A 26,988-nucleotide genomic window follows, 5' to 3' on the forward strand; every position below is an offset into this window, starting at 1 on the left:
GTCAGCGCAGCGGCCGGAAGTAGTGGTCGAGCGCCCAGTTCCCGATGTCCCGTCCGACCCGGCTGCCGACGAGGTCGGCGGTGCGGAAGTGGATCCCGCTCCACACCCGCGCGTCGATCACGTCCCGCATGTAGTCGGCCGAGTCCGTGTACGTCCGGGTCGTGCCGGTCGGCGTCGACGACAGCCGAAGGTCGATGTCCCCGTCGGTGAGGCGGTCCAGCACTGCCATCACGGCACCGTCGTTGGCGCAGTGGCCGCCCATGTACTCCGGGTAGGGCGGCGTGTTGAGCAGCGGCAGCCAGTCCGGGTCGGCCTCGGTGGCCGGGTTGCCGTCGGTGTCGGCCTGCCGTACGGCGGTGACGGGGCGCCAGAAGGCGTAGCCGAACTTGGAGTTCCAGGTGGTGATCGTCGCGTCGGCGGAGGCGGTGTTGGCGGCGGCGAAGTACCGGGCGGCCTCGACGATGTCCAGCCCGTGCCGCTCGGCGTGGTCCCGGTACCCGGCCTGGAGCTGCTGCGGCAGCGGGTGCGAGAAGAACCGCGCGGTCTCGGTCTGCCACGCGGTCCGGGTGACGCTGTCCTTCGCGCCGACCGACTTCACCTCGGCAAGATCCCTCGTGTACGTCTCGGAGGTCAGCGCGGGCGGCGGCCCCGGCACGAACCTGTCCGGTGAGTCGAAGAGCATCGGCCGCACCTGGGCGAGCCATGGCAGCTGGGCCGGCCGGTGGTCGGGCGGCGCGGGCTGCCAGACCCCGGGACCGGGTGCCGGGTCGAACGTCACCCGGCTGTCCCGTCCGTCGTCCTCCCGCAGCTCGACGATCCGCGCCGCGGCCCGCTCCCCGAACCGCACGCCCTGCTCCTCGGCCGTCCCGTCCGGGATCTTCGCGAGCGAGTCGGCGTACGCGGCCTCGATGCGCTTCCTCGACGCCGGGAAGTACGTCAGCAGCACCCGCCGCGCGGCGGTCGCGGCGGCGGCCTCGGAGGAGGCGTGCCGGGGCCCTCGTACGTTCCACTTGTACGCGGTGTACCGGCCCTCGATGCCGACGACCGCGTTGTAGACGGCGGCCGAGACGAAGCCGTACCAGAGGAACGGCTCGGCGGTGGGCCGCGCGGCGTCCCCGGCGATCACCTGGACGGCGGTCAGGTTCCAGTCGGTGATCACCTCGCCGTCCGGAGCCCGCCCGGGGTCCGCCGCGGAGGCCCAGGGGGCGGCGGCGAGGGAGAGGGCCGTGAGGGTGGCGAGGCCGGTGAGGAGGGTGCGGCAGAGGGGGCGGGAGGCGGGTCGGGATTCCGACGGTTCCGACGGTGACGTGGGCGGTGGTGACGTGGGCCGTGGTGACGTGGGCCGTGCTCGCATTGCCGATCGCCGCTCCTTGCTCGGGTGGGGAGATATACCCCTGTTGATCACGAACTGTGCCCATTGGGGCGGGCATCGACGCTAGGGCAGCCGACCGGCGGACCGGTGATCGAAGAGCGGGGCCAGCAGATCGCCGTGGTCCTGGACCCTGGGGGCGATGTCCGGTGCCAGGAAGGTCAGTTGGCCGGGTGACCGGCACTCCTCGACCTCCTCCCAGGTGACGGGCGCGGAGACGGTCGGCTCCTGTCGCGCCCGCAGGGTGTAGGGGGTGGCCGTGGTCTTCCGGGCGGCGTTCTGACTCCAGTCGACGAAGACCTTCCCGGGCCGCAGGCTCCTGGTCATCCGGTGCACGACGAGCCCGGGCATGGTCCGCTCGGCGGTGACGGCGAGCTGCTTCGCGTAGTCAGTCACCTGTTCGGAGGACGCGGTCGGCTGAAGAGCGGCGACCAGATGCAGCCCCTTGGACCCGGACGTCTTGGCGTACGCGCCGATCCCGTCCTCGGTGAGACGCTCCCGCAGCCACAGCGCGACCTCGCAGCAGTCGACGACGGTGGCGGGCGGACCGGGGTCGAGATCGAAGACGAGCCGGTCGGCCCTGTCCGGGTCCTGGACGACCCACTGGTGCGTATGGAACTCGGTGACGAGGTTCGCGGCCCACATCAGGCTCGCCAGATCCTGGACCAGCACCATCCGCGACGGCCCCTCGGACCTCGGCACCTCGGCGGTGGTGACCCAGTCGGGCGTACCCGGCGGCACGTTCTTGGCGAAGAACACCTGACCGTCGGGGCCGTCCGGATACCGCAGGAAGGACACGGACCGGTCCCGCAGATGGGGGAGCAGGACGTCGGCGACGGTCGCGTAGTAGTGCAGCACCTCACCCTTGGTGAACCCGGTCGCGGGATACAGCACCTTGTCCAGGTTGCTGAGCGCGAGCCGGTGCCCGTCCACCTCGGTGATCGGCGTCATACGATGAGAATCCCATGGAAATGGGTAGATATAGTACTTATCGTCCGAAAGGGTGCTGCTCGTGCGATCCATATGGAACGGCGCCATCTCCTTCGGCCTGGTCAGCATTCCGATCAAGCTGGTCAACGCCACCGAGAGCCACTCGATCTCCTTCCGCCAGATCCATCTGGAGGACGGCGGCCGGATCCGCTACCGCAAGGTCTGCGAGCTGGAGGAGAAAGAGGTCGGCTCGGCCGAGATCGGCAAGGGCTACGAGGACGCCGACGGCACGATCATCCCCATCACGGACGAGGACCTGGCCCACCTCCCGCTCCCCACGGCCAAGACGATCGAGATCGTCGCCTTCGTACCCGCCGACCGCATCGACCCCCTCCAGATGGACGCGGCGTACTACCTCGCCGCCGGGGGCGCGCCGGCCGCGAAGCCGTACACCCTGCTGCGGGAGGCGCTGAAGCGCAGCAACAAGGTCGCCATCGCGAAATTCGCGCTCCGCGGCAAGGAACGGCTCGGCATGCTGCGAGTGGTGGAGGACGCCATCGCCATGCACGGCCTGTTGTGGCCGGACGAGGTCCGCGCCCCGCAGGGCGTGGCCCCGGACACCAAGGTCACCGTGAACGACAAGGAACTCGACCTCGCGGACGCCCTGATGGACACCCTGGGCGAGATCGACCTCGAGGACCTCCACGACGAGTACCGCGAGGCCCTGGAAGAGGTCGTCGCCGCGAAGGCCGCCGGCGAGACGCCGCCCGAGGCCCCGGAACCGTCGAAGGGCGGCAAGGTCCTCGACCTCATGGCCGCCCTGGAGAAGAGCGTCCGCGAGGCGAAGGAGTCCCGGGGCGAGGAACCGGCCAAGGTCACCCCCCTCCCACAGCGCAAGTCGGCACGGGCCGCGCCGAAGCAGACCGGAGGCAAGAAGTCGACGGCGAGCGGAACCACGAAGAAGACGGCGGGGTCGGCGAAGAAGTCGACAGCGAGCGGCACCGCGAAGAAGACGGCGTCGAAGTCCACGACCGGGGCGAAGAAGACGGCGGCGAAGTCAACGACCGCGAGGTCAACGGCAGCCAAGTCGACGACAGCGAAGTCGACGTCGAGGACGGCGGCCAAGTCGACGGCGAAGAAGACGGCGTCGAAGTCCACGACCGGAGCGAAGAAGACGGCGGCACGCAAACGCTCGGCCTGAGCGAGTTTGCGGACCGCCGCCACCTTCACGGCACGCGTCCGTGCCGCCGGGCTGCTCGCGTCCGCGCCGCCATGGCTACCCGCGTCCGTGCCGCCGGGCTGCTCGCGTCCGTACCGCCCGACTACCCGATCCCGACTCCGATCCCGGCCCCGAGCCGCCGCAACGCCAGCACCGCGTTGTGCCCCCCGAACCCGAACGAGTTGCTGAGCGCCAGATCGCCGTCTCCCGGCAGCTCCCGGGGCTCGCCGGTCACCACGTCCAGCCCGACCGCGTCGTCGACGTCCCGGCACCCCACGGTCGGCGGCACCACCCCGTGATGCAGGGTCAGCACGGCCGCGACCGCCTCGACCCCACCCGCGGCGCCCTGGAGATGCCCGAGGTGTCCCTTCAGGGCGGTCACCGGCACGGACCGCCGCCCCAGCACCGCCCGCAGGGCCCCGGCCTCGGCGAGATCCCCCTCCACGGTCGCCGTCGCATGCGCGTTCACGTGTACGACGTCCACCACGTGCCCGCCCGCGTCCCGGACCGCCCGCCGCAGCGCGAGCGCGACCCCGCTGCCGGAGGGATCCGGCGCGGCCATGTGATGCGCGTCGGCGGACAGCCCCCATCCGGCGGCCTCGCAGTAGATCCGCGCCCCACGGGCCAGGGCGTGTTCCTCGGCCTCCAGGACGAGCACCCCCGCGCCTTCCCCGTTCACGAACCCGTCCCGGTCCTTGGCGAACGGCCGTGAGGGCGACCCCTCCGCGACCCCCGCCTGGGACAGGGCCCGCATGGAGGCGAACGAGGCCATGATCGCCGGCGTGACGACAGCCTCCGCGCCGCCCGCGAGAGCGACGTCGACCCGGCCGTACCGTATGCGGTCGATGGCCTGTCCGATCGCCTCGGTCCCGGAGGCACAGGCACTGGTGACGGTCCGTGCCTCGCCGGTGATGTGCAGATCGAGGGAGACCTGGGAGGCGGCCTGCGACGGCACGGTCATGGGGGTGGTCAGTGGTGAGACCCCGCGCGGCCCCTTCTCCCTGAGCTTGCGGTCCCCGCCGACCAGGACGGAGGCGTCCCCGAGGATGGCCCCGAGACTCACGCCCACCCGAGCGGGATCGAGCCCGCTCTCCACGGTCCCGCCCTCCATGAACCCGGCGTCCCCCCAGGCCTCCCGCGCGGCGAGCACGGCGAACTGGGCGGCCCGGTTCATCCGCCGGGCGGCGGCCCGGGGCAGCAGTTCGGCGGGATCGACGGGCACGGTCCCGGCCACCCGCACCGGCAGCTCGTCGAACTCCTCGCCCACCAACTCCCGTATCCCGTGCCGCCCGTCGAGCAATCCCTGCCACAGCTCACCGACCCCGACCCCGAGCGGAGTGACGGCCCCGAGCCCGGTGACGACGACCCGCCGAGGCCCACCGGCAGCGGCCTCACGCACGGCCCGAGGGTGATGCCGTACGACATACCCGTCCCGGTCCGCGTCGGCGGCCCACCGTCGCACGTCACCGTCGGACACGACCGGGTCGTCGCAGACGTCGAGATCCCGGTGCCAGACCCCCCAACGCCGTACGAAGGTCACCTCGACGGCACCCGGATCGACGGCCCGCAAGGACCCCACCCGGTCCCCGTCCCGGAACTCGACGTCGCCGAGGGGCGCCGACGACAGCCGAGGCACCCCGGTCACATCCATCCGCCGGCACGCGACGGTCACCAGCCGCTCCCGCCCGAGCACCTCATCGCGATCCACCCCGCCCAACGGCGGCCGCAACGTCACCCGGATCGTCTCCGGCGACTCGGGCAACGTGTGCGTGACGACGTACCACCGAGGCCGCGCGACATCCTCCGCCGACAACGCGACGAGGTCTCCCGGGATGACCTCGGCGGCACTAACAGGGTGGGGATTTATCGGCACTTGCGATATCTCGGACGATTTGGACATATCCGCACATGCTTCCTGTGGACCGAACTACCTCGAACTACCTTCAACTGCCGCGAACCACCTGGCGGCAGGTCGTCCCGAGTGAACTGGACGAAAGCCGAAAAGGCCATTGTTGAAAGGAAAACATGCCCGCCCCCTTGCCCTCCGCAAACGAAAGACCACCCCGACACCCCATCAACAACCCACGCCGCCATCCGAGTTGTCCCACCCCTCCCGGACGATCTGTGGGCAAGGTCACGGCTGCACATGTGCTGCTCACGTAGGGTTCCGGCATGGCGCTGACGGACATCACCCGCCGCGAGGTGGAGAAGGCGATCGAGGAGTGCGACCGGCTCGGCCGCGACACCTTCCTCAAGGCCTACGGCTTCCGCCGTGCCCGCCGCTACCTGCTGCTGCACGAGGGCAGGCCCTACGACTCCAAGGCGATCATCGGAGCCGCGCACGGCCACGTGCCCGGACAATCACCCCTGCCGGCACGCGACTTCTCGGGCGGCGCGGCCCACGCCGCCGCACTCCTGGAGAACCTCGGTTTCGCGGTCGTGGCGGATCTCCCGGCGCCGGCCCCGTCCCAAGCCGACCTCCTCCACCGAGTCACCCACCTCAAGGTGAACCGTTCCTCCGGCCACCCCGCCCTGTACCAACCCATCACCCTGCTGTGGTCCATGGGCCGAGCCCTCAGAGCCGAACCCCGCCTGCTTCCTTGGGTGGAGACCGAGCGCGCCCTCAGAACCCTCCTCGAACGACACGGCACGAGAGGAGAGCGACCGCGCCCCGACTACCCCGTGGCCTCCCTGCACCGCGCCGGCATCTGGACGTTGCAGGACTACGAGGGCACGGTGCCCACGGCGCACGGCGACGCGGAACCGCTCCGCTGGTTCACCGCCAACCAGCCACGCGGAGGCCTGGCCGAGCCGCTGCACACCCTCTTCCGGCACTCCACGGCAACCCGCCTGGCCGTACTCGACGACCTCCTCAGCACCTACTTCGACGACCTGGACCCGGGGCCCCTCCTCGCCGACGTGGGCCTGACCGACTCGGCGACGGGAACCGAGCCGGAGGAGTGGCTGATGACGGCCGCCGAGTACGAACGCGGCTGCCGGCTCATAGAGGAGCGGGAAGCGAAGACCGACCCCGAGCGCGTCCCCCGGACCACACAGGCCCCCCGCCGCTCCCGCGCGGCCCGCTACCTCGTACTCCGCCGCAGCCGCGGCAACTGCGAGAACCCCCACTGCACAGGCCAGCCCGCCGACGTGACCGACCGCCACCTACCCACACTCGAAATCGACCACGTCCTGGACCTGGCCCTGGGCGGCCGCGACCACCCCAACCAGATGATCGCCCTCTGCCCCAACTGCCACGCAATCAAAACCCGAGGCAGCACCCGCGCTTCCCTACGCGAAACCCTGCTCAAGGTAGCGAGACAACGCCACGAGACGTACGGAACGGACTCGTTCCCGCACTAAGCACCACCGAACAAACGAAAGAGCGGGAGCCAGTAAAACTGACTCCCGCTCTCTCAAGTCGGCATCCGCCCAGATCAGAGCTTGATCGCTACAGCCTGACTGGCGAGTGCCCCCGGCAGGATTCGAACCTGCGCACACGGCTCCGGAGGCCGTTGCTCTATCCCCTGAGCTACGGGGGCGTGTCGGTCGCGTTGCTCGCGGCGACGGGTAGAACACTACCAGCTCTGTCGGGGTGTTCATGAACGGGTTTTGCGGGGTCGCGGGCCTCGTCGGAGGGGCTGTCTTGGTCGGTGATCTCGGTGTCGTTCCCTCGCGTGGGGCGGAAGTAGGCAAAACCCGGACGCGGTGGCCGGTCCGGACCTACTCTCGAGTTGTGCCAGGCGCGTCGGGCCGAGTGCTTGTTGTGGACGACAACAAGGTCATCCGGCAGTTGATCAGGGTCAATCTCGAGCTGGAGGGCATCGAGGTCGTGACCGCGGCCGATGGTGCCGAGTGTCTGGAAGTCGTGCATCAGGTGCGCCCCGATGTGGTGACCCTTGATGTCGTTATGCCCCGACTTGACGGGCTCCGTACCGCCGCTCGGTTGCGCTCCGATCCGCGGACTCGTGATCTCCCCCTCGCCATCGTCAGCGCCTGCACTCAGCACGAGGTCGAGAGTGGACTGGACGTCGGTGTCGACGCCTTCCTCGCCAAGCCCTTCGAGCCTGCCGAACTGGTGCAGCTGGTGCGGCAGTTGATCGAGCGCAAGCACCACGGGGCCCCGGCCGAGGAGGTCGACGACGCCGGCGACCCCGGTGACCCTGGCGACCCCGGTGACGACGACATCTTCGGGCGCGTCCTCGGCGCCGACGAGGCCGAGCGGATTGCCGGACGCACCGCCGGCCGCACCGTCGGCTGAGCCGTACCCCCACCCAGCCCGCAGCCGGTCCCCGCCCAGCCCCGCTGTGCCCGGCCCCTCCCACGCCCAGCCCCCTTGCCCGCGCTCCCGCCACCTCAGCCCTCCCATCCGCGCCCCACCCCCACCTCCGCCCCTCCCAACCCCCACCCCGTCCACATCCCGGACCTTCCGCCAAACCGACTCGCCTACCCACCCCCCTCCTCCCATACGCTTGTCCCGTGACCCCCGTCGAGCTCTCCCGCACCGTGCTGCGCGCGGTCCGTCGCGCTGTCGACGGTGGGGAGCTGAGCGTGACCGTTCCCGGACGGGCCGTCGTCACGCCCCCCGGTCCCGGCGGGTGTGGTGACTACGCCACCAACGTCGCCCTCCAGCTCGCCCGACCCGCCGGCCGGCCATCGGCCGAGGTCGCCGCGATCCTCCGGCCCCATCTGCTCGGCGCCCCCGGCATCGCCGACGTCGTCGTCACCGGCCCCGGATTCCTCAACATCAGCCTGCGGAGTGCGGACACCTCCGCCGCCCTCGTCGAGGAGATCCTGCGGCGAGGCCCGCGGTACGGCATGGTCGACCACCCCACCGGGCAGCTCGTGCAGCTGCACGCGCCCTACGAGGTCCGCGCTGTCGTCGTCATGGACGCCACCGCCCGCATCCTGCGCTCCCAGGGCGCCCTCGTCCGCACCTCCTGTACGGTCCGCCCCGAACCGGATTGGACCGACATCCTCGGCGCCCGGGTCGACGCGCACGGCACCCCCGACGCGCCCGCCCCCCTCGACGTCGACGTCCGCCCGGTCCCCGCTCCCGCCGACCCCACCCCCCTCGGCCGCGACGCCGCCCGCTGGGCCCTTCTCCACCCGGCCCCCCGCGACCGGCCCCGGATCACCGACGAGCACCTCGTCCAGCGTGAGAGCAACCCTCTCTTCCGCGTCCGGTACGCCCACGCCCGCACCCGGGCTCTCACCCGCAACGCCGCCGACCTGGGGTTCAGCAGCACCCAGGCCCCCGCCGACGACGTGAATGAAGACGCCGTACGCGCAGCTGCCGTACACGCAGACGACGTACACGCCGAGGGCGTACAGCCGGGAGACGCGCAAGCCACCCACACCCCCCTCGCCCGCGTCACCAACCCCGCCCCCGCCCCCCTCATCACCCCCCTCGCCGACCACCCCCGCGTCCTCGCCCAAGCCGCGGCACACCGCAGTCCGGATCGGCTTGCCCGGCATCTCGTCACCGTCGCGGATGCCACGCTCGCGTTTGTGCCCACCGTCCTCCCGTACGGCGACGAGAAACCCTCGGCCGCCCACCGCGCCCGGCTCGCGCTCGCCGAAGCCGCCGGGACGGTGCTGGCCGGTGGCCTGACCCTGCTCGGCATCGACGCACCCGAACACCTCTGAGACAGCGAACAGAGAGCCAGCCAAGAAGATGAGCCGTTCCGCACACCCCGCCGGGCCCCGTCACGCCGACGTCCTTCCCGAGGGGCACTACTCCGCTCCGCCGGCCGACCTCAACACCCTCGACCCCAAGGTCTGGGCCCAGACGGTCAGCCGTGGCGAGGACGGTGTCGTCACCGTCGGTGGGATCGATGTCAAGACCCTCGCCGAGCAGCACGGCACGCCCGCCTACGTCATCGACGAGACGGACTTCCGGGCCCGGGCGCGTGCCTGGCGTTCCGCCTTCGGTACCGACGCCGACGTCTTCTACGCCGGCAAGGCGTTCCTGTCCCGGGCCGTCGTGCGCTGGCTGCACGAGGAGGGGCTCAACCTCGACGTGTGCTCCGGCGGCGAGCTCGCCACCGCGCTCTCCGCCGGCATGCCCGCCGACCGCATCGCCTTCCACGGCAACAACAAGTCCAAGGAAGAGATCACCCGGGCCGTCGAGAACGGTGTCGGCCGTATCGTCCTCGACTCCTTCCAGGAGATCGTCCGGGTCGCGCACATCGCCCAGGAACTGGGCAGGCGGCAGCGGGTCCAGATCCGTATCACCGTCGGCGTCGAGGCTCATACGCACGAGTTCATCGCCACCGCCCATGAAGACCAGAAGTTCGGGATTCCGCTCGCCGGGGGACAGGCCGCCGAGGCGGTGCGGCGGGCCCTTCAGCTCGACTCGCTCGAGCTCATCGGGATCCACTCCCACATCGGGTCGCAGATCTTCGACATGTCCGGGTTCGAGGTCGCCGCCCACCGGGTGGTCGGGCTGCTGAAGGACATCCGTGACGAGCACGGGGTCGAGCTGCCCGAGATCGACCTCGGGGGCGGGCTCGGGATCGCGTACACCTCCGACGACGACCCGCGTGAGCCGCACGAGATCGCCAAGGCGCTCACCGAGATCGTCACCCGGGAGTGCGAGGGCGCGAAGCTGCGCACGCCCCGGATCTCCGTCGAGCCGGGGCGCGCGATCGTCGGGCCCACCGCCTTCACGCTCTACGAGGTCGGCACCACCAAGCCGCTCGACGGGCTGCGCACCTACGTCTCCGTCGACGGCGGCATGTCCGACAACATCCGGACCGCGCTGTACGACGCCGAGTACAGCGTCGCGCTGGTGTCGAGGACCTCGGACGCCGAGCCCATGCTCGCCCGGGTCGTCGGCAAGCACTGCGAGAGCGGGGACATCGTGGTCAGGGACGCGTTCCTGCCGGCCGACATCGCGCCGGGGGACCTGATCGCGGTACCGGCCACCGGCGCGTACTGCCGTTCCATGGCCAGCAACTACAACCATGTGCTGCGGCCGCCGGTCGTCGCCGTGAACGACGGTGAGTCCCGGGTCATCGTCCGCCGTGAGACGGAGGAGGATCTCCTGCGTCTCGACGTCGGATAGCAGGTCGGCGCGGTCAGCCCGGGGAAGGAAGATCTCCTGTCTTCCGGCCCCGTACAAATGAAATAGATGTCTCACGATCCGGACGAAGGGTAGAAACTCCCGTCCGGTGAGTGAGACTGGTCCAACCGTAGACGGTATGAGGAAACGAGGTCGGATGATGCGTACGCGTCCGCTGAAGGTGGCGCTGCTGGGCTGTGGGGTTGTCGGCTCAGAGGTGGCGCGCATCATGACGACGCACGCCGACGACCTCGCCGCCAGGATCGGCGCCCCCGTCGAGCTCGCGGGGGTCGCGGTACGGCGGCCCTCCAAGGTGCGTGAGGGCATCCCCGCCGAGCTCGTCACCACCGACGCCACCGCGCTGGTCAAACGCGGGGACATCGACGTCGTCGTCGAGGTCATCGGCGGCATCGAGCCCGCCCGCTCGCTCATCACCACCGCCTTCGAGCACGGCGCCTCCGTGGTCTCCGCCAACAAGGCGCTCCTCGCCCAGGACGGCGCCGCCCTGCACGCCGCCGCGGAGGAGCACGACGCGGACCTCTACTACGAGGCCGCCGTCGCCGGTGCCATCCCGCTGATCCGCCCGCTGCGCGAGTCCCTCGCCGGTGACAAGGTCAACCGGGTGCTGGGCATCGTCAACGGGACGACCAACTTCATCCTCGACAAGATGGACAGCACGGGGGCGGGGTATCAGGAGGCCCTCGACGAGGCCACCGCCCTGGGATACGCGGAAGCCGACCCGACCGCCGACGTCGAGGGGTTCGACGCCGCCGCCAAGGCCGCCATCCTCGCCGGTATCGCCTTCCACACGCGCGTGCGTCTCGACGACGTCTACCGCGAGGGCATGACCGAGGTCACCGCCGCCGACTTCGCCTCCGCGAAGAACATGGGCTGCACCATCAAGCTGCTCGCCATCTGCGAGCGCGCCGAGGACGGCGGGTCCGTCACCGCGCGCGTGCACCCCGCGATGATCCCGCTCAGCCACCCGCTGGCCTCCGTGCGCGGCGCCTACAACGCCGTCTTCGTCGAGTCCGACGCCGCCGGCCAGCTCATGTTCTACGGCCCCGGCGCCGGTGGTGCCCCCACCGCCTCGGCCGTGCTCGGCGACCTCGTCGCCGTCTGTCGGAACCGGCTCAACGGTGCGACCGGTCCCGGCGAGTCCGCGTACGCCGCCCTGCCCGTGTCGGGCATGGGTGAGGTTGTCACGCGGTATCACATCAGTCTCGATGTCGCGGACAAACCGGGTGTTCTCGCCCAGGTCGCGACCGTGTTCGCCGAGCACGGGGTTTCCATCGATACGGTTCGCCAGCAGGGTAAGGACGGCGAGGCCTCCCTCGTCGTCGTCACCCACCGGGCCTCCGACGCCTCCCTCTCCGGGACCGTCGAGGCGCTGCGCAAGCTCGACACCGTGCGCGGTGTCGCCAGCATCATGCGGGTTGAAGGAGAGTAACCAGCAATGACCCACCAGTGGCGCGGAATCATCGAGGAGTACCGGGACCGGCTGCCGGTATCCGACACCACGCCGGTCGTGACGCTCCGCGAGGGCGGCACGCCCCTCGTGCCCGCGCAGGTGCTCTCCGAGCGCACGGGCTGCGAGGTCCACCTCAAGGTGGAGGGCGCGAACCCGACGGGGTCCTTCAAGGACCGCGGTATGACCATGGCCATCACCCGGGCCAAGGAGGAGGGCGCGAAGGCGGTCATCTGCGCCTCCACCGGCAACACCTCCGCCTCCGCGGCCGCGTACGCCGTGCGCGCCGGCATGGTCTCCGCCGTGCTCGTGCCGCAGGGCAAGATCGCGCTCGGCAAGATGGGTCAGGCGCTCATCCACGGCGCGAAGATCCTCCAGGTCGACGGCAACTTCGACGACTGCCTCACCCTCGCCCGCGCCCTGAGCGACAATTACCCCGTGGCGCTGGTCAACTCGGTCAACCCGGTGCGTATCGAGGGCCAGAAGACCGCCGCGTTCGAGATTGTCGACATGCTCGGCGACGCTCCCGACATCCACGTCCTCCCGGTCGGCAACGCGGGCAACATCACCGCGTACTGGAAGGGCTACAAGGAGTACGCCGCCGACGGCATCGCCGCCAGGACCCCCCGTATGTGGGGCTTCCAGGCGTCCGGCAGTGCCCCGATCGTGCGCGGCGAGGTCGTCAAGGACCCGTCGACGATCGCCACCGCCATCCGCATCGGCAACCCGGCGTCCTGGAACTACGCGCTCGCGGCGCGGGACGAGTCCGGCGGCCTCATCGACGAGGTGACGGACCGTGAGATCCTGCGCGCCTACCGGCTGTTGGCCTCGCAGGAGGGCGTCTTCGTCGAGCCCGCCTCCGCCGCGTCGGTGGCCGGTCTGCTGAAGGCCGCCGAGCAGGGCCTGGTCGACCCGGGGCAGCGCATCGTCTGCACCGTCACCGGCAACGGCCTGAAGGACCCCGACTGGGCCGTCGCCGGCGCCCCGCAGCCGGTCACCGTCCCGGTCGACGCGGCGACGGCCGCCGAGCGCCTGGGTCTGGCGTAGAACCGCCTGAAGAACTTGGCGTAAACGCAGTACACCTGGGGCGTCCCTAAAGGGGGTGCACAGGGGGCTTACGACACGCATCGTGCGCCTCCTGTGCGCCCTATGTCGCCACAGAACCTTCCTTCGATAGGCTGTACCGAACCCGCCCGCCGCATATGCCGCGGAGCCGCGCCGTCGACAGCGGTCTTACAGGGCCCGTCGACAGTGCGCAGAGGGTCTCCACGTACGTATCGAATGTCATTCGACAATCACGCAGCTCAAGGAGAGTCATCGAGCGATGGCCGGTCCAGCGTTCCGCGCCGCCGCCGTACGGGTGCGCGTCCCCGCCACCAGCGCCAACCTCGGTCCGGGCTTCGACGCCCTGGGCCTGTCGCTGGGGCTCTACGACGACGTCGTCGTCCGGGTGGCCGACTCCGGGCTGCACATCGACATCGCGGGTGAGGGCAGCGAGACCCTCCCGCGCGACGAGAAGCACCTGCTCGTACGGTCCCTGCGCACCGCCTTCGACCTGCTCGGCGGACAGCCGCGCGGCCTCGAGATCGTGTGCGCCAACCGCATCCCGCACGGCCGTGGCCTCGGCTCCTCCTCGGCCGCCATCGTGGCCGGCATCGTCGCCGCGCGTGCCGTGACCATAGGCGGCGAGTCCCGGCTCGACGACGCCGCGCTCCTGGAGCTCGCGACCGAGATCGAGGGCCACCCCGACAACGTGGCCCCGTGTCTGCTCGGCGGCTTCACCATCGCCTGGATGGAGGCCGGTGCCGCGCGGGCGATCAGGCTGGAGCCCGGCGATTCCATCGTTCCGGTGGTTTTCGTGCCCGGTAAGCCGGTTCTGACGGAGACCGCGCGCGGTCTTCTCCCGCGCACCGTGCCGCACGTCGACGCCGCCGCCAACGCGGGCCGCGCCGCACTGCTCGTCGAGGCCCTCACCCGGCGCCCCGAGCTGCTGCTGCCCGCGACCGAGGACCGGCTGCACCAGGAGTACCGGGCTCCGGCCATGCCGGAGAGCGCAGCGCTCGTGGAGCGCTTGAGGGCGGACGGAGTTCCGGCCGTGATCTCCGGAGCGGGACCGACGGTTCTGGCGCTGGCCGACGAGGACAGCGCGGACAAGGTGGCCCATCTGGCGGGCCCGGGCTGGGCCGCGAACAGGCTCGAACTCGATGCACAGGGGGCGTGCGTACTACCGCTCGCTTCCACCGCCACTGACATCTGAAGCCGGCCGTTGTCGGTTTTGGAGAGGGGGAATGTTTGTTGGATCCGGTAGTGTTAACCTCAAGTCTGCACCCGACCCCACCATGGCGAGGTGCTTCACGTCCCCGTCCGGGACAGACATTCTTCCGGGAGCCTCCCAAGCCGCACTGTGTTTCGTACGACGTACGCGGGCAGTACCTCGTACGCGAGCACTGAGCGACTTGCCGGGCACGCTCCGGAACCGGTGCGACCGAGCCACGTGACACAGCCAGTCGGTGTCACCGCTCTGGGAAGCGCCATCACCAGAAATTTCCTCCGCCGCCCAGGCGGACCACCGCCCCGGCTCGGTCCACAAGGATGGGACCGACGTCGGACAGCACAAACGGTCGCCGAGCCAGACAGGCCGACGTCCGCTCCAGGGAAGGACCCTTCGTGAGCGACACCACCGATCTGATGGGCGCACGTGTCGAGGAGACCGCTGCCGCGCCCGCCACGGACGCCTCCGCGCCTGCCAGCGGTGCCGGCTCCCGGCGGCGCCGCGGTACCGGCCTCGACGGCATGGTGCTGGCCGAGCTTCAGCAGGTCGCATCCGGCCTCGGCATCAGGGGCACCGCGCGTATGCGCAAGAGCCAGCTGATCGAGGTCATCAAGGAGGCGCAGGCCGGAGGTGGTGGTGCCCCGGCGAAGGCCGAGGCCGCCGCCGAGACCAAGCCCAAGCGCCGCGCCACCTCCAAGGCTCGTACCGGCGAGGCCGCCGAGGCGAAGGCCGAGGCCAAGGCCGAAGCGCCCGCCAAGGCCGAGAAGGCCGTGGCCCAGCAGCAGATCGAGATCCCCGGCCAGCCGGCTGGGGGCCCCTCCCGCGCGAGCGAAGCCGAGCGTGGGGGAGAGGACGCCCCGGCGGAGCGCCGTCGTCGCCGTGCCACGGCCGAGGCCGGCAGCCCCGAGACGGTGGCCGCCGAGGCGAAGAGCGAGCCGAAGGCCGAGACGCCCGCCCAGGCGCAGGGCGACGCCGGTGACGCCGAGGGCCGTCAGGGCCGTCGCGACCGCCGGGACCGCGGCGAGCGTGGTGACCGGGGCGACCGCGGTGACCGTGAGCGTGGCGGCCGGGACCGCGACCGTCGCGGCAAGGGCGACGAGCAGCAGGGCGGCGGCCAGCGCGGTCAGCAGCAGAGCCAGCAGCAGGGCGGCGGCCGCCAGGAGCGCAACGCCGGTCCGCAGGACGACGACGACTTCGACGGTGGCCGTCGCGGCCGTCGCGGCCGTTACCGGGACCGCCGTGGCCGCCGTGGGCGCGACGAGATGGGCGGCCCCGAGCCGCAGCTCGCCGACGACGACGTCCTGATCCCCGTCGCGGGCATCCTGGACATCCTCGACAACTACGCCTTCATCCGTACGTCGGGTTACCTGCCGGGTCCCAACGACGTGTACGTCTCCCTCGCCCAGGTCCGTAAGAACGGCCTGCGCAAGGGCGACCACGTCACCGGTGCGGTCCGCCAGCCCAAGGACGGCGAGCGCCGCGAGAAGTTCAACGCGTTGGTCCGCCTGGACTCCCAGAACGGCATGGCGCCCGACTCCGGGCGCGGGCGACCGGAGTTCAACAAGCTGACGCCGCTGTACCCGCAGGACCGCCTCCGTCTGGAGACGGACCCGGGCGTCCTCACCACCCGCATCATCGACCTCGTCGCGCCGATCGGTAAGGGCCAGCGCGGTCTGATCGTGGCCCCGCCGAAGACCGGCAAGACCATGATCATGCAGGCCATCGCCAACGCGATCACGCACAACAACCCCGAGTGCCACCTGATGGTCGTCCTGGTCGACGAGCGTCCGGAAGAGGTCACCGACATGCAGCGGTCGGTCAAGGGCGAGGTCATCTCCTCGACCTTCGACCGTCCGGCCGAGGACCACACCACGGTCGCCGAGCTCGCCATCGAGCGCGCCAAGCGTCTGGTGGAGCTGGGTCACGACGTGGTCGTCCTGCTCGACTCGATCACGCGTCTGGGCCGTGCGTACAACCTCGCCGCGCCCGCCTCCGGCCGCATCCTGTCCGGTGGTGTCGACTCGACCGCCCTGTACCCGCCGAAGCGCTTCTTCGGTGCGGCCCGCAACATCGAGGACGGCGGCTCGCTGACCATCCTCGCCACCGCGCTGGTGGACACCGGGTCCCGCATGGACGAGGTCATCTTCGAGGAGTTCAAGGGCACCGGCAACGCCGAGCTCAAGCTCGACCGGAAGCTCGCCGACAAGCGCATCTTCCCGGCGGTGGACGTCGACGCGTCCGGTACCCGTAAGGAAGAGATCCTGCTGGCCAGCGACGAGCTCGCCATCGTCTGGAAGCTGCGCCGGGTGCTGCACGCCCTCGACCAGCAGCAGGCGGTGGAGCTGCTTCTCGACAAGATGAAGCAGACGAAGTCGAACGCCGAGTTCCTGATGCAGATCCAGAAGACGACGCCTACCCCCGGTAACGGCGACTGACGTAAGTCTTCAGTAAAGGGCCACTCCTGTGACAGGGGTGGCCCTTTTCGCGTCTTGTTGCCGGTGTACGATCGCGCTCTTCGGTCACTTTTTCGACCTGTGAACTTCTGATCCCGAGGGGGGACTTGAGTGGGTACAGCCATGTCCGGGGGCGGTCGCCACAGACGCCGGATGCGGATCGCCCTGCCCATCGGCGCGGCCGGTATCGCGGCCGCCGTCGCCGCCGCTCTGCTGACCACGTCGGCCGATGCCGCGACCGCGCTTCCGAAGCCGACGGTCAAGCCGGCCATCAGCACGGTGTCGCAGGCCGAGCTGGAGAAGCGGGTCGCGGGCGCGGTCGCCGGTGACGACGTCGCGGGGGAGACGACCTCGAAGTCGTCCCTGAGCTCGAGCACCAGCGGCGGCACCGTCGACCCGAAGATCATCGGCGGTTCCACCACGACGATCACCTCGGCGCCGTGGATGGCCCAGCTCTGGTACTACGACGACACCACCGACACCGGGTTCTTCTGCGGTGGCGCGGTCGTCTCGCCGACGAAGATCCTCACCGCCGCGCACTGCGCCAAGGGCTACGACTGGGCGAAGTACGGCGCGATCGTCACCGGCGCCACGACGCTGCCCGACGACGCCGGCAACACCACCGGCGCGGTCTCCGGTGTGGTCCGTCAGTGGACCCACCCGTCGTACAGCTCGCGGACCATCGACAACGACATCGCCGTCCTCACCCTGGCGACCCCGACCAAGTCGACGCCGATCCGTATGACGACGTCCACGGACACCGCGTCGTACGCCGCCGGCACCAGCGCGAAGGTCTACGGCTGGGGCCGCACCAGCTCCACCAGCGAGGACGTCTCCAACACCCTGAAGACGGCCACGCTGCCGATCCAGTCGGACAGCACCTGCGCCGGCTACTACGGCACGGACTTCGTCAAGGGCCACATGGTCTGCGCGGGCAAGCCCGCCAGCGGCAGCGACGCCGGTACGACGTCCGCGTGCAACGGCGACTCCGGCGGCCCGCTCGTCGTGAACGGCCGCATCGTGGGTGTCGTGTCCTGGGGTGTCGTGGACTGTGTCGAGAAGGGCGCGTACAGCGTCTTCTCGAAGGTGAAGACGTACCTCGGCGCCGCCTACGCGCAGGTCGACGACGCCAACATGAGCTACACCGACGCCAAGGCCGACCTCTTCGTGCGCAACGCGTCCACGAAGACGGCCTACCAGAAGAACTCCAAGGGCACCTCGTTCGGCGCCCGCCAGTCCCTGGGCGACTGGGGCGGCGTCAACCTCGTCGTCCAGACGGACCTCGACCGGGACAGCGTCCAGGACATCCTGTTCCGCCAGAGCTCCACCGGCGACGTCTACCGGTCGTACTACTCGTGGGCCAACGAGGACTGGGCCGAGAAGAAGGTCTTCGACAACTGGAAGACCCGCACCCGCATCATCACCCCGGGCGACCTGACCGGCGACTACAAGCCCGACCTGGTCTCCGTGGACTCCGCCGGCAAGGCGTGGCTCTACCCGGGCAAGGGCGACGGCACCTTCTCGTCCCGTGTGCAGATCGGCACCGGCACCGGCTGGAACGCCTACAACATGGTGCGCGGCAAGGGCGACTTCAACGGTGACGGCAAGGCCGACCTGCTCGCCCGTAACAAGAGCACCGGCGCCCTCTACCTCTACAAGGGCACCGGCAAGGCCTCCAGCCCCTTCTCCGCCCGTGTGAAGGTCCGCACCTGGAGCAACACCACGTACAACGCCTTCGACGCCATCGGTGACATGACCGGTGACGGCAAGGCCGACTTCCTGGCCCGTACGCCCGGCGGCACCCTGTACCTGTACAAGGGCACCGGCAAGGCCACCAGCGAGATCTTCGCCACAAGGATCTCCGTCGGTACCGATTTCAAGCAGTACGACATCTTCGGATGAAATAGCAGGTGAGCGGGGTGCGACCCCGTTGACACGACTACGCACTGTGCCCACCCGTCCACCGGGTGGGCACAGTGCGTTGTGCAACCCTTTCTCCGGTTTACCCGTCTGACCGGACGGAGCGACCATGGTGAGGTTCGGGTCGTAACGACCACGTCTGACCCTGAAAGCAGGGGGTAACCGACCGGACGAGAACGAGGAGCAGATGACCGCCGAGAGCACACCGGACCCCGGCATAGCCGAGGAGTCCGACACCACGGGCCCGCGTCACCGCGCCAAGGGCCGTCGCCGCAAGACCCGCGGCAAGCGCAAGGGCCTGATGATCACGGCCTGGACCGCCGCGGGCATCGTCGTGCTGGGCGGCACCGGAGCCGGTTACCTGTACTTCAAGCTCAACGGCAACATCAAGAGCGTCGACATCGACCAGGCCCTCGGCACCGACCGGCCCACGAAGGTCGACAACGGCTCGGAGAACATCCTCGTCCTCGGCTCCGACACCCGCTCCGGCTCCAACAAGAAGCTGGGCGGCGGCACCGACGACGGCAGCGCCCGCTCCGACACGGCGATGATCGTGCACGTCTACGAGGGCCACAAGAAGGCCAGCGTGGTCTCCGTCCCCCGCGACACCCTCGTCGACCGCCCCGAGTGCACCGACTCCGACGGCACCGTGCATGACGCCGCGAGCGGCGTGATGTTCAACTCCGCGTACTCCACGGGCGGCGCCGCCTGCGCGGTGAAGACCGTCGAGTCGATCACCGACATCCGCATGGACCACTATCTGGAGGTCGACTTCTCGGGCTTCCAGAAGCTCATCGACGAGCTCGGCGGCGTGCAGGTCACCACCACCAAGAGCATCAAGGACTCCGAGAGCCACCTGAACCTGAAGGCCGGCACGCACACGCTCACCGGCGAGCAGGCCCTCGGCCTCGTCCGCACCCGGCACGGCGTCGGCGACGGCTCCGACCTCGGGCGCATCCAGCTCCAGCAGGCGTTCATCAAGGCGCTGATCAACCAGGTCAAGACGGTCGACCTCTTCGACAGCCCGAAGAAGCTCTTCAACCTCGCCAACACGGCCACCAAGGCCGTCACCACCGACTCCGACCTCGGCTCGGTCAACAAGCTCATGTCCTTCGCGAACGGTCTCAAGGGCATCAGCTCGAAGAACATGACCATGGTCACCATGCCGGTCCAGTACGACCCGCAGGACGGCAACCGGGTCCTCATCGACAAGGACAAGGCCGCACTGGTCTGGAAGGCCCTGGAGAACGACCAGGCGATCCCGAAGTCGGCCACCGAGGGCACGGCGACGGGCCAGGCGAAGGGTGTCGTGACGTCGTAGCGGACCGCCGGGAATAGATCGCCGCGGCCCCCGGTTTTGGGGGATGCGGCCAGTCCTGGCAGACTGGTACGTCGGCCCCGGTTCACGCCCCCGCAGCCCGCGGACGGCGACCCGGTGCCCTCCCGAAACTAGGAGACACCTTGAAGCGCGACATCCACCCCGAGTACGTCGAGACGCAGGTCAGCTGCACCTGTGGCGCGTCGTTCACCACCCGCAGCACGATCTCCAGCGGCACCATCCGCGCCGAGGTCTGCTCCGAGTGCCACCCGTTCTACACGGGCAAGCAGAAGATCCTCGACACCGGTGGCCGCGTGGCCCGCTTCGAGGCCCGCTTCGGCAAGGCTGCTGCCAAGAAGTAGCGAGCCACCAGCGCCGGTCCGCGTCGCACTCCTCGGAGTGCGCCGGGACCGGCGTTTTTGGTCGCCCGCCTTCCCCCTTCATCCGCAGTACAGGAGCCAGAGATGTTCGAGGCCGTCGAGGAACTCGTCGGTGAGCACGCCGACCTGGAGAAGAAGCTCGCCGACCCGTCGGTCCACTCCGACCAGGCCAACGCGCGCAAGCTGAACAAGCGCTACGCCGAGCTCACCCCGATCGTCGCCACGTACCGCTCCTGGAAGCAGACCGGCGACGACATCGGCACCGCCAAGGAGCTCGCCGCCGACGACCCCGACTTCGCCGCCGAGGTCAAGGACCTGGAGAAGAGCCGCGAGGAGCTCACCGAGAAGCTCCGCCTCCTCCTCGTCCCGCGCGACCCCAGCGACGACAAGGACGTCATCCTCGAGATCAAGGCCGGCGCGGGCGGCGACGAGTCCGCCCTGTTCGCCGGCGACCTCCTGCGCATGTACCTGCGGTACGCCGAGCGGGTCGGCTGGAAGACCGAGATCATCGACGCCACCGAGTCCGAGCTGGGCGGCTACAAGGACGTCCAGGTCGCCGTGAAGACCAAGGGCGGCCAGGGAGCCACCGAGCCCGGACAGGGCGTCTGGGCCCGCCTGAAGTACGAGGGCGGCGTGCACCGCGTGCAGCGTGTGCCGGCGACCGAGTCCCAGGGCCGTATCCACACCTCCGCGGCCGGTGTCCTCGTGACGCCCGAGGCGGAGGAGGTCGACGTCGAGATCAACCCGAACGACCTCCGCATCGACGTCTACCGCTCCTCCGGTCCCGGCGGCCAGTCCGTCAACACGACCGACTCCGCCGTACGCATCACGCACATTCCCACCGGAGTCGTCGCCTCCTGCCAGAACGAGAAGAGCCAGCTTCAGAACAAGGAGCAGGCACTGCGTATCCTGCGCTCCAGGCTGCTCGCCGCGGCGCAGGAGGAGGCGGAGAAGAATGCCGCCGACGCCCGCCGCAGCCAGGTCCGCACCGTCGACCGCTCCGAGAAGATCCGTACGTACAACTTCCCGGAGAACCGCATCTCGGACCACCGCGTCGGCTTCAAGGCGTACAACCTGGACCAGGTCCTGGACGGCGACCTCGACGCAATGATCCAGGCCTGCGTCGACGCGGACTCGGCGGCGAAGCTGGCAGCTGCCTAAAGGCCGCGAAAGAGGCACGTACGCAGTACCGAGTACGACACGGAGGACTTGCGTGAACCTGCTGCTCGCAGAGGTGGCCCAGGCCACCCAGCGGCTGGCCGACGCCGGCGTGCCCTCGCCGCGCAACGACGCGGAGGAGCTCGCCGCGTTCGTGCACGGCGTGAAGCGGGGCGCGCTGCACTCCGTGAAGGACTCGGACTTCGACGCCCGGTACTGGGAGGTCATCGCCCGCCGTGAGCAGCGCGAGCCGCTCCAGCACATCACCGGACGGGCCTTCTTCCGGTACCTGGAACTCCAGGTCGGCCCGGGCGTCTTCGTCCCCCGTCCGGAGACCGAGTCCGTGGTCGGGTGGGCGATAGACGCCGTACGCGCCATGGACGTCGTGGAGCCGTGCATCGTCGACCTGTGCACCGGCTCCGGCGCCATCGCGCTCGCCCTCGCCCAGGAGGTCCCGCGCTCCCGGGTGCACGCCGTGGAGCTGTCCGAGGACGCCCTCCAGTGGACGCGCAAGAACGTCGAGGGGTCCAGGGTCGACCTGCGTCAGGGCAACGCCCTGGACGCCTTCCCGGACCTCGACGGCCAGGTCGACCTGGTCATCTCCAACCCGCCCTACATCCCGCTGACCGAGTGGGAGTACGTCGCTCCCGAGGCGCGGGACTACGATCCCGAACTCGCCCTGTTCTCAGGGGAGGACGGCCTCGACCTCATCCGCGGCCTGGAACGGACCGCACACCGGCTCCTGCGCCCCGGCGGCGTCGTCGTCATCGAACACGCCGACACCCAGGGCGGCCAGGTGCCGTGGATCTTCACCGAGGAGCGGGGCTGGGCCGACGCGGCCGACCACCCCGACCTCAACAACCGCCCGCGTTTCGCGACCGCTCGCAAGGCGATGCCGTGAGCAGCCCGAAGACTCTCTTTCAGATGTACGTGTACGAGGAGGCCCGCTAAATGGCACGGCGATACGACACCAACGACGCGACCGACCGCTCGACCGGTCTGCGCGAAGCCGCGTCCGCCGTCCGCCGTGGCGAGCTCGTGGTCCTCCCGACCGACACGGTGTACGGCATCGGCGCCGACGCGTTCTCCTCGGAGGCCGTCCACGACCTGCTGGAGGCCAAGGGGCGGGGCCGCAACATGCCCACGCCCGTCCTCATCGGCTCCCCGAACACCCTGCACGGCCTCGTCACGGACTTCTCCGAGCTGGCCTGGGAACTCGTCGACGCCTTCTGGCCCGGCGCGCTGACCCTCGTCGCCAAGCACCAGCCGTCCCTCCAGTGGGACCTGGGCGACACGAGGGGCACGGTGGCCGTACGGATGCCGCTGCACCCGGTGGCGATCGAGCTGCTGACGGAGGTCGGCCCCATGGCGGTCTCCTCGGCGAACCTCACGGGACACCCGGCGCCCGAGGACTGCGACGCCGCCCAGGAGATGCTCGGCGACTCCGTCTCGGTCTACCTGGACGGCGGCCCGACCCCCGGCATCGTCCCGTCGTCGATCGTCGACGTCACGCGTGAGGTGCCGCTGCTGCTGCGTGAGGGCGCCCTCACCGCGGACGAGCTGAGGAAGGTCGTACCCGACCTCGAGGTGGCGAATTGACGGCCCCTGACGCGGGGCGTGGCATATGGGACCCGGAAGAGACGCGGACGTTCACAGGGCTTCCGCGTGACACCTTCCGCATCCTCCACGTCAGCACCGGCAACGTGTGCCGCTCACCGATCACCGAGCGGCTGACCCGGCATGCCCTGGCGGACCGGCTGGGCGACCCGCTGTGGGGCGGCCTGGTCGTGGAGAGCGCGGGGACCTGGGGCCACGAGGGGGCGCCCATGGAGGCCAACGCGGAGGCGGTCCTGGCCGACTTCGGCGCGGACGCCTCCGGCTTCACCGGCCGCGAACTCCTCGACGAGCACGTCATCATGGCTGACCTCGTCCTCACCGCCACCCGCGACCACCGCCAGCAGGTCATCTCCATGGGCCACTCGGCGGGCCTGCGCACCTTCACCCTGAAGGAGTTCACCCGCCTGGTCCGAGCCATAGACCCGACAACGCTGCCACCCCTGGACGACGGCGTGGTCGCCCGAGCCCGTGCCCTGGTCCGTGCCGCGGCGGCTCTACGCGGGTGGCTCCTGGCCCCGACGGCAGAGGCGGACGAGGTCTACGACCCCTACGGCGCCCCCCTGCCGTTCTTCCGCTCGATCGGCGACGAGATACACCAGGCGGTGGATCCGGTGGTGACGGCTCTGACGGGTGTTCCTGCGCGGATGTGAGTCCGGGCGGGGACCGCGTCCGGGATGGGCTGCACCAGGCGGTGGATTCGGTGGTGACGGCGTTGACGGGGGTGCATGCTCGGATGTGAGGGTGGGTGGGCTTGGGGGGTGTGGGGCCTGGGGGAGTAGCCGGGTGGGCGTGATGGCCGAGCAGGCCGTCGGTGGCGGGCCTACATTGGACGTACGTCACCGTCGACGCCCCGGAGTCCACCATGTCGGTCACCCATGCCCCCGAGACCGCCGACATCCTGCGACGGCAGGATCCCGAGCTGGCCGAGATCCTGCTCGGGGAGCTCGCTCGGCAGTCGACGTCGCTCCAGCTGATCGCCGCCGAGAACTTCAGCTCGCCGGCCGTGCTGGCGGCGCTGGGGTCGCCGCTGGCGAACAAGTACGCCGAGGGGTATCCGGGTGCCCGGCACCACGGCGGCTGCGAGATCGTCGACGTCGCCGAGCGGATCGCCGTGGACCGCGCGAAGGCGCTGTTCGGCGCCGAGCACGCCAACGTGCAGGCCCACTCCGGCTCGTCCGCCGTACTCGCCGCGTACGCCGCGCTGCTGCGCCCCGGCGACACCGTCCTCGCCCTCGGCCTGCCCTACGGCGGTCACCTCACCCACGGCTCGCCCGCCAACTTCTCCGGCCGCTGGTTCGACTTCGTGCCGTACGGCGTGGACGCGGAGACAGGTCTCGTCGACTACGACCAGGTGCGCGCCCTCGCCCTCACCCACCGGCCCAAGGCGATCGTGTGCGGGTCGATCGCCTACCCCCGGCACATCGACTACGCCTTCTTCCGCGAGGTCGCCGACGAGGTCGGGGCTTATCTCATCGCCGACGCCGCCCACCCCATCGGGCTCGTCGCCGGGGGAGCCGCGCCCAGCCCGGTGCCGTACGCCGATGTCGTCTGCGCCACCACACACAAGGTGCTGCGCGGACCCCGCGGCGGCATGATCCTGTGCGGCGCGGACCTGGCCGAGCGCGTGGACCGGGCCGTCTTCCCGTTCACCCAGGGCGGTGCGCAGATGCACACCATCGCCGCCAAGGCCGTCGCGTTCGGCGAGGCGGCAACCCCGGCCTTCACGGCGTACGCCCATCAGGTGGTCGCCAATGCGAGGGTTCTCGCCGCGGGCCTGGCCGCCGAGGGGCTGGTCGTCACCACCGGCGGCACGGACACCCATCTGGTCACCGCCGATCCGGCCCCGCTCGGCGTCGACGGACGCACGGCGCGGGGGCGGCTCGCGGCGGCGGGCCTGGTGCTCGACTGCTGTGCGCTGCCGCACGCGGACGCCCGTGGCCTGCGGCTGGGCACGGCGGCCGTGACCACACAGGGGATGGGCGAGGTGGAGATGGCGCGGATCGCCGTACTGCTCGCGGGGGTGCTCCGAGGGGAGAACGAGACGCAGAAGGCTCGTGAAGAAGTGCGGGAGCTGGTCGGGGGATTTCCGCCGTATCCGGGTTGAGCGGGGGTAGACGCCCCTGCGTACACCTGAGTGCACAGCCACACGTGCAACCATCGTCGCTACCCGGAAGTCCCCATCCATATGCGTCCATCGCTAGTGTGTGGGGCTGTGATGGCCAGCGAGACCTGTGGGGAAGCCCGTGCGTGAATACCTGCTGACGCTCTGCATCACGGCCGCGGTGACGTATCTGCTGACAGGGCCGGTACGGAAGTTCGCGATCGTGGCAGGAGCGATGCCGGAGATCAGGGCCCGTGACGTGCACCGGGAACCGACTCCGCGGCTCGGCGGTATCGCCATGTTCTTCGGACTGTGCGCGGGACTGCTGGTCGCCGACCACCTCACCAACCTCAGTCAGGTCTTCGACAAGTCCAACGAGCCGCGCGCGCTGCTGTCCGGCGCCGCCCTCATCTGGCTGATCGGCGTCCTGGACGACAAGTTCGAGATCGACGCCCTGATCAAGCTGGGCGGCCAGATGATCGCCGCCGGCGTCATGGTCATGCAGGGTCTGACGATCCTGTGGCTGCCGATCCCCACCGTGGGCAACGTGGCGCTGACCCAGTGGCAGGGCACCCTGCTGACGGTGGCGCTCGTCGTCATCACCATCAACGCAGTGAACTTCGTCGACGGCCTCGACGGCCTCGCGGCGGGCATGGTGTGCATCGCCTCGGCGGCGTTCTTCCTCTACGCCTACCGCGTCTGGGTCTCGTACGGCATCGAGGCCGCCGCCCCGGCCACGCTGTTCTCGGCGATCCTGATGGGCATGTGCCTGGGCTTCCTGCCGCACAACATGCACCCCGCCCGGATCTTCATGGGCGACTCCGGCTCGATGCTCATCGGCCTGGTGCTGGCGGCCGGCGCGATCTCCATCACCGGGCAGGTCGACCCGGACGCGCTGAAGCTGTTCGCCGGGTCCGAGAAGGCGGCCGTGCACCAGACGGTGCCGGTCTACATCCCGCTGCTGCTGCCGCTCACGATCATCGCGATCCCGGCCGCCGACCTGATCCTCGCGATCGTGCGGCGCACCTGGCGCGGTCAGTCGCCGTTCGCCGCCGACCGCGGTCATCTGCACCACCGGCTCCTGGAGATCGGGCACTCGCACAGCCGCGCGGTGCTGATCATGTACTTCTGGTCGGCGCTGATCGCGTTCGGCGCGCTCGCCTACTCCGTGAACTCGGCGTCCATGTGGATCGTGCTGAGTGTGGTGTTCCTCTCCGCGATCGGCCTGCTCCTGCTCCTGCTGCCGCGCTTCACGCCGCGAGCCCCCGTCTGGGCACAGGCCTTCGTGCCGCCGCGGTACCGCCGTCGCAGGGCCGTTGCGGAATCCGCAGCGGCCGCGCAACAGGCCGCCGCGGACGCCGAGTCGGAGGACGCGGACGAGCGCACTCCGGTGGCCGTCGGTGTCTCCGGCGTCAACGGTGCGACGGCCCTCGGCGTCCGTTCGCGCTTCTCGGACAGGCGGAAAGCCGGAACGTCGCGCTGACGCGGCAAGGTAAGAATCTGACTAGAGCATTGCCAAGTCGTGGGAGTGGGTTGGGGCCGCAAAGCGCCCCAATACCAGACAAGTGGGCGGCGTTTCTGCACAGACGCGCACTGTCACTCTCATGTGTGACACCGAGCACACCTTCCAGGTAAAGACCTCATCAAATAGTTTGTGATACGGTTCACGAGAACCCCGGACAGAGTCGAAGGACCGCAGTGCGACGGTCCATTGGCG

The 26,988-nt window shown here is 70.0% G+C and carries 21 protein-coding genes and 1 tRNA gene; 18 read left to right on the forward strand and 4 right to left on the reverse strand.

The features are described from left to right. Window position 1: 1 nt before the first annotated feature. Both ABKA17_RS03760 and ligD read right to left on the reverse strand, forming a co-directional pair. Window positions 2-1,354 (reverse strand): vanadium-dependent haloperoxidase, encoded by a 1,353-nt coding sequence (locus ABKA17_RS03760; RefSeq protein ID WP_353690360.1) that lies wholly within the window; start codon window positions 1,352-1,354, stop codon window positions 2-4. Between the two features lie 81 nt (window positions 1,355-1,435). Next, on the reverse strand, window positions 1,436-2,320 hold the full coding sequence (gene ligD / locus ABKA17_RS03765; RefSeq protein WP_353690361.1) for a non-homologous end-joining DNA ligase: 885 nt from the start codon (window positions 2,318-2,320) through the stop codon (window positions 1,436-1,438). Between the two features lie 61 nt (window positions 2,321-2,381). Between ligD and ku the strand changes: the two genes are divergently transcribed. Continuing rightward, window positions 2,382-3,500 (forward strand): non-homologous end joining protein Ku, encoded by a 1,119-nt coding sequence (gene ku / locus ABKA17_RS03770; RefSeq protein WP_502994118.1) that lies wholly within the window; start codon window positions 2,382-2,384, stop codon window positions 3,498-3,500. Between the two features lie 121 nt (window positions 3,501-3,621). Here the strand turns inward: ku and ABKA17_RS03775 are convergent, their stop codons facing one another. Continuing rightward, entirely contained in the window at window positions 3,622-5,418 is a 1,797-nt protein-coding gene (locus ABKA17_RS03775) for a beta-ketoacyl-[acyl-carrier-protein] synthase family protein (RefSeq protein WP_353690363.1), read from the reverse strand. Window positions 5,419-5,690: 272 nt separating this feature from the next. On the opposite strand from ABKA17_RS03775, the gene ABKA17_RS03780 reads away from it, so the two are divergent. After that, entirely contained in the window at window positions 5,691-6,881 is a 1,191-nt protein-coding gene (locus ABKA17_RS03780) for an HNH endonuclease (protein WP_353690364.1), read from the forward strand. A 107-nt stretch (window positions 6,882-6,988) separates the two neighbouring features. Here ABKA17_RS03780 and ABKA17_RS03785 read toward each other — a convergent pair. Next, window positions 6,989-7,060: transfer RNA gene (locus ABKA17_RS03785), tRNA-Arg, on the reverse strand. Window positions 7,061-7,284: 224 nt separating this feature from the next. Here ABKA17_RS03785 and ABKA17_RS03790 point away from each other — a divergent pair. From ABKA17_RS03790 to ABKA17_RS03865, 16 genes are all read left to right on the forward strand, one after another. Beyond that, window positions 7,285-7,779 carry a response regulator gene (locus tag ABKA17_RS03790; RefSeq protein ID WP_502994120.1) on the forward strand — a complete coding sequence of 165 codons (495 nt, stop codon included), beginning with the start codon at window positions 7,285-7,287 and terminating at the stop codon, window positions 7,777-7,779. A gap of 218 nt (window positions 7,780-7,997) precedes the next feature. Continuing rightward, the gene (nrtL, locus tag ABKA17_RS03795) at window positions 7,998-9,167 is read left to right on the forward strand and encodes an ArgS-related anticodon-binding protein NrtL (RefSeq protein ID WP_353690366.1); all 1,170 of its coding nucleotides are present in this window, start codon (window positions 7,998-8,000) and stop codon (window positions 9,165-9,167) included. Between the two features lie 28 nt (window positions 9,168-9,195). Further along, window positions 9,196-10,587: a diaminopimelate decarboxylase gene (lysA, locus tag ABKA17_RS03800; protein ID WP_353690367.1), complete on the forward strand. Its 1,392-nt coding sequence runs from the start codon at window positions 9,196-9,198 to the stop codon at window positions 10,585-10,587. 154 nt (window positions 10,588-10,741) lie between these two features. Then, a complete protein-coding gene (locus tag ABKA17_RS03805; RefSeq protein WP_353690765.1) occupies window positions 10,742-12,034 on the forward strand; it encodes a homoserine dehydrogenase in 1,293 nt (430 codons plus the stop codon). Window positions 12,035-12,040: 6 nt separating this feature from the next. Then, window positions 12,041-13,099, forward strand: a complete 1,059-nt coding sequence (gene thrC / locus ABKA17_RS03810; RefSeq protein WP_353690368.1) for a threonine synthase — start codon at window positions 12,041-12,043, stop codon at window positions 13,097-13,099. Between the two features lie 277 nt (window positions 13,100-13,376). Next, entirely contained in the window at window positions 13,377-14,309 is a 933-nt protein-coding gene (thrB, locus tag ABKA17_RS03815; RefSeq protein WP_353690369.1) for a homoserine kinase, read from the forward strand. A 410-nt stretch (window positions 14,310-14,719) separates the two neighbouring features. Continuing rightward, on the forward strand, window positions 14,720-16,759 hold the full coding sequence (rho, locus tag ABKA17_RS03820; protein WP_353690370.1) for a transcription termination factor Rho: 2,040 nt from the start codon (window positions 14,720-14,722) through the stop codon (window positions 16,757-16,759). Between the two features lie 171 nt (window positions 16,760-16,930). Further along, on the forward strand, window positions 16,931-18,679 hold the full coding sequence (locus ABKA17_RS03825) for a trypsin-like serine protease (protein ID WP_353690371.1): 1,749 nt from the start codon (window positions 16,931-16,933) through the stop codon (window positions 18,677-18,679). 205 nt (window positions 18,680-18,884) lie between these two features. After that, on the forward strand, window positions 18,885-20,018 hold the full coding sequence (locus tag ABKA17_RS03830; protein ID WP_353690372.1) for an LCP family protein: 1,134 nt from the start codon (window positions 18,885-18,887) through the stop codon (window positions 20,016-20,018). Window positions 20,019-20,158: 140 nt separating this feature from the next. Further along, window positions 20,159-20,377 (forward strand): 50S ribosomal protein L31, encoded by a 219-nt coding sequence (rpmE, locus tag ABKA17_RS03835; RefSeq protein ID WP_007384712.1) that lies wholly within the window; start codon window positions 20,159-20,161, stop codon window positions 20,375-20,377. Window positions 20,378-20,479: 102 nt separating this feature from the next. Beyond that, window positions 20,480-21,556, forward strand: coding sequence for a peptide chain release factor 1 (prfA, locus tag ABKA17_RS03840; RefSeq protein ID WP_353690373.1), 1,077 nt, complete (start codon window positions 20,480-20,482; stop codon window positions 21,554-21,556). A 52-nt stretch (window positions 21,557-21,608) separates the two neighbouring features. Beyond that, on the forward strand, window positions 21,609-22,454 hold the full coding sequence (gene prmC, locus ABKA17_RS03845) for a peptide chain release factor N(5)-glutamine methyltransferase (protein ID WP_353690374.1): 846 nt from the start codon (window positions 21,609-21,611) through the stop codon (window positions 22,452-22,454). A 50-nt stretch (window positions 22,455-22,504) separates the two neighbouring features. Beyond that, entirely contained in the window at window positions 22,505-23,152 is a 648-nt protein-coding gene (locus ABKA17_RS03850) for an L-threonylcarbamoyladenylate synthase (protein WP_353690375.1), read from the forward strand. Beyond that, complete coding sequence (locus ABKA17_RS03855; RefSeq protein ID WP_353690376.1) at window positions 23,149-23,820, forward strand: arsenate reductase/protein-tyrosine-phosphatase family protein; 672 nt, start codon at window positions 23,149-23,151, stop codon at window positions 23,818-23,820. Before ABKA17_RS03850 ends, ABKA17_RS03855 begins: the two co-directional genes overlap by 4 nt. A gap of 212 nt (window positions 23,821-24,032) precedes the next feature. Continuing rightward, complete coding sequence (gene glyA, locus ABKA17_RS03860) at window positions 24,033-25,274, forward strand: serine hydroxymethyltransferase (RefSeq protein WP_353690766.1); 1,242 nt, start codon at window positions 24,033-24,035, stop codon at window positions 25,272-25,274. Between the two features lie 139 nt (window positions 25,275-25,413). Beyond that, window positions 25,414-26,754, forward strand: a complete 1,341-nt coding sequence (locus ABKA17_RS03865) for an MraY family glycosyltransferase (protein WP_353690377.1) — start codon at window positions 25,414-25,416, stop codon at window positions 26,752-26,754. Window positions 26,755-26,988 lie beyond the last annotated feature (234 nt).

This window comes from Streptomyces sp. RG80 (assembly GCF_040446465.1).
Taxonomy (GTDB): domain Bacteria; phylum Actinomycetota; class Actinomycetes; order Streptomycetales; family Streptomycetaceae; genus Streptomyces.

Bases quoted from the DNA above. Each gene is read 5' to 3' on its own strand.
- thrC (WP_353690368.1), top strand. From the start codon at position 12,041: ATGACCCACCAGTGGCGCGGAATCATCGAGGAGTACCGGGACCGGCTG.
- ABKA17_RS03775 (WP_353690363.1), bottom strand. From the start codon at position 5,418: ATGTCCAAATCGTCCGAGATATCGCAAGTGCCGATAAATCCCCACCCT.
- thrB (WP_353690369.1), top strand. From the start codon at position 13,377: ATGGCCGGTCCAGCGTTCCGCGCCGCCGCCGTACGGGTGCGCGTCCCC.
- prfA (WP_353690373.1), top strand. From the start codon at position 20,480: ATGTTCGAGGCCGTCGAGGAACTCGTCGGTGAGCACGCCGACCTGGAG.
- ABKA17_RS03780 (WP_353690364.1), top strand. From the start codon at position 5,691: ATGGCGCTGACGGACATCACCCGCCGCGAGGTGGAGAAGGCGATCGAG.
- ABKA17_RS03830 (WP_353690372.1), top strand. From the start codon at position 18,885: ATGACCGCCGAGAGCACACCGGACCCCGGCATAGCCGAGGAGTCCGAC.
- ABKA17_RS03760 (WP_353690360.1), bottom strand. From the start codon at position 1,354: ATGCGAGCACGGCCCACGTCACCACGGCCCACGTCACCACCGCCCACG.
- glyA (WP_353690766.1), top strand. From the start codon at position 24,033: ATGTCGGTCACCCATGCCCCCGAGACCGCCGACATCCTGCGACGGCAG.
- ABKA17_RS03825 (WP_353690371.1), top strand. From the start codon at position 16,931: ATGCGGATCGCCCTGCCCATCGGCGCGGCCGGTATCGCGGCCGCCGTC.
- ABKA17_RS03850 (WP_353690375.1), top strand. From the start codon at position 22,505: ATGGCACGGCGATACGACACCAACGACGCGACCGACCGCTCGACCGGT.
- ABKA17_RS03805 (WP_353690765.1), top strand. From the start codon at position 10,742: ATGATGCGTACGCGTCCGCTGAAGGTGGCGCTGCTGGGCTGTGGGGTT.
- ligD (WP_353690361.1), bottom strand. From the start codon at position 2,320: ATGACGCCGATCACCGAGGTGGACGGGCACCGGCTCGCGCTCAGCAAC.
- lysA (WP_353690367.1), top strand. From the start codon at position 9,196: ATGAGCCGTTCCGCACACCCCGCCGGGCCCCGTCACGCCGACGTCCTT.